The sequence below is a fragment of the Algoriphagus sp. genome, assembly GCF_024642405.1.
GTDB lineage: Bacteria > Bacteroidota > Bacteroidia > Cytophagales > Cyclobacteriaceae > Algoriphagus.
In genome coordinates, this window is record NZ_JAHEBC010000422.1 from 1 (window position 1) to 3,061 (window position 3,061).

The following is a 3,061-nucleotide window of genomic DNA, read 5'->3' on the forward strand; positions in this document are numbered from 1 at the left end:
TCAGACCCTAAGAAAAAACGGAGATCCTGAAGCTGCATTTAAAATGGCGGCAAAAGTGATTGAACGAAGCTATACAGCACCATTTCTGGTTCATAACTGTATGGAGCCTATGAACTTCTTTGCGCATGTGCAAGGTGAAAAGGTGGAATGTGCAGGACCTTTGCAAAAACCTGAATTGACTGAACAGGCACTTTCATCCAGATTGGGAATCCCAGTTGAAAATATTGAGATATCCATGACTCGCTTGGGAGGCGGATATGGAAGAAGATCCTATGCGCATTGGTTGATCGAGGCAGCGGTTATTTCTCAAAAAATGAATGCTCCGATTAAGCTGATTTATACCAGAGAAGATGATATGACCGGGGGTGTTTACCGTTCCCGTTATCAAGCAACTTATCGGGCAGCTTTGGATGAAAACAATCAAATGATTGCTTTTCATGTAAATGCCGGAGGGCTTCCAGAGAATCCTTTATATCCGGATCGATTCCCAGCTGGAGCTGTTGATAATTATTTAGCCGAAGGCTGGGAAGTACCGTCCAACATTACAACGGGCTCATTTCGAGCTCCAAGGTCTAATTTTATGGCTAGCGTGGAACAATCATTTTTGGATGAAGTGGCAGAAGCTGCAGGAAAGGATCCGATTGATTTCAGATTGGAGTTATTACAAAAAGCCAAAGAAAATCCAGTTGGAGAAAACAATGATTACGATCCTGAACGATATTCAAAAGTCTTGGAACTGGTGAAAGAAAAGGCGAATTTAGGAGTTCCAAAAGAAGGGATTTCAAGAGGTATTTCTGCCTATTTCTGTCATAACAGTTATGCAGCACAAGTATTGGATTTGAAAATCGTAAATGGTGAGGTTCAAATTGAAAAAGTAACCAATGCAATTGACTGTGGATTGGTGATCAATCCAGATGCCGCCAAAAACCTTTGCGAAGGAGCGGTTGTTGATGGAATAGGAACAGCGATGTTTGGTGAGTTGACTTTTAAAAACGGAGTAGTCAGCAAATCCAATTTTGACCAGTATCGACAGATCCGAATGAAAGAAGCGCCGAAATCCATAGATACTTATTTTGTAGAAAATGGTGAAGATCCAACAGGATTAGGAGAACCCGCCTATCCACCAGTGTTCGCTGCTTTGGCGAATGCCCTTTATCAAGCAACTGGCAAAAGGTATTATGATCAACCCTTTATCAATCAGTTGAATAGTTAATCTTTAATAATTCAAACATAAAAGTCTTCGAATCAGCTTTATAAACATTATGTTCGTTTGATTTTCGTAAGCAATGAACTTTTGTAATTCCTTAACTTAGAAACAAATACAAAACCAATGGCACAATATAATTTAAATATCAACGGAAAATCCCTAAGTGTAGATGTAGATCCGAGCACTCCTATGCTTTGGGTATTAAGAGATCACTTGGATTTAGTAGGTACAAAATTCGGATGCGGTATTGCTCAATGCGGCGCTTGCACCATTCATTTGGATGGAAATCCCGTTCGCTCCTGTCAACTTCCAGTAACTGCTGCTGTAGACGCTGAGATTACTACTATTGAAGGTATTTCAGAAAATGGCGATCACCCCGTTCAAAAAGCCTGGTTAGAGCATGATGTCCCTCAATGTGGCTATTGCCAAGCCGGTCAAATTATGTCTGCTGTAGCTTTACTTAAAGAAAATCCATCTCCAACAGATGCAGATATTGACAATGCAATGAACGGTAATATCTGTCGATGCGGAACTTATACCCGAATTAAAGCAGCCATCAAAACAGCTTCTAAATCAGCCTAAACCCAGATATCATGACATTAATAGATAAAAAATTAAATAGAAGATCATTCCTGAAAGTGTCAACACTTGCAGGAGGTGGAATGATGCTAAGTTTTAGTTGGCTAGCCGGATGTAAACCAACCCCAGAGGAAGTATTGACGATGCCAAAGGAATGGTTTGAACTCAATAGTTACATTAAAATCGGAGAAAACGGAGCAGTTACCCTATTCAACCCTAATCCTGAATTTGGTTCCAATGTAAAAACCTCGCTGCCCATGATTCTGGCGGAGGAATTGGACATTGATTGGAAAAATGTTTTTGTAGAACAAGCTGATTTTTATCCAGAGCGCTTTGACAGACAGTTTACAGGTGGAAGCCAAGGAGTGAGACAAGCATGGATGCCATTAAGAACTGCAGGTGCCACGGCACGTCAATTGATCGTGAATGCAGCAGCACAAACCTGGAATGTTCCAGCTTCTGAAATTACCACTAATGCTGGAAAGGTAGAACATAAAGGATCAGGAAAATCAGCTGGATATGGTGAAATGGCTTCTTTAGCTGGAACCTTAGAAGCACCAGATCCTGAAACAGTTAAACTCAAAGATATTTCAGATTTTAAAATCATAGGAAATTCCAAAAAGAATGTAGACGGTACAAAAATCGTTACCGGAAAGCCCATGTTTGCATTAGACCACAAAGTGGAAGGAATGAAATATGCTGCCATCGTTCATCCTCCTGCTTTTGGAATGAAATTAAAATCCTTTGATAAAACTTCAGTGACTTCCATGCCCGGAATTCAAGATGCTTTCGAGGTAAAGATTTTCAAAGACGACTATGGCAGAAACTTCTTTGATACGACCACATTTCCAGAAATAATCGCCATCGTTGGTAATTCTACCTGGGAAGTGATGCAAGCAAAGAAAAGCCTGAAAGTGGAATGGGAAAAAGCTCCCGAGTCAACTTTCCTCATGGCCGGAAGAGGTGGAAATAACATGGATATTAAAGTGCCTGGAGGATTAGAAAATACCAGCACTCACAAAGCAAAAATGGCGGAATATGTTACCAAGCCAGGTAATGTGTTAAGAAAAGACGGTGATCCGGAAGGAGCTTTTAAGAAAGCCGCTAAAGTAATGGAGCGAACTTATTCAGCCCCATTCCTAGCACATAATACGATGGAACCGATGAATTGCTTTGCTGATGTAAAAGGAGATAAAGCGGTTATTTATGGACCAACCCAAGCACCTGAATTGATCAGACAGACCATTGCAAGTAGCCTTGGGCTTCCTCAGGAAA

General features: G+C 40.8%; 3 protein-coding genes. All 3 read left to right on the top strand.

Annotation, left to right across the window (positions count from 1 at the left end):
* Positions 1-1,213, top strand: a 1,213-nt coding sequence (locus tag Q0L68_RS18745; RefSeq protein WP_296705779.1) for a molybdopterin cofactor-binding domain-containing protein, incomplete at its 5' end; no start/stop codon positions are given.
* Between the two features lie 117 nt (positions 1,214-1,330).
* Positions 1,331-1,789 carry a (2Fe-2S)-binding protein gene (locus Q0L68_RS18750; RefSeq protein ID WP_296705780.1) on the top strand — a complete coding sequence of 153 codons (459 nt, stop codon included), beginning with the start codon at positions 1,331-1,333 and terminating at the stop codon, positions 1,787-1,789.
* 11 nt (positions 1,790-1,800) lie between these two features.
* Positions 1,801-3,061: molybdopterin cofactor-binding domain-containing protein (locus Q0L68_RS18755; RefSeq protein WP_296705781.1), on the top strand; the 1,261-nt coding region annotated here is incomplete at its 3' end.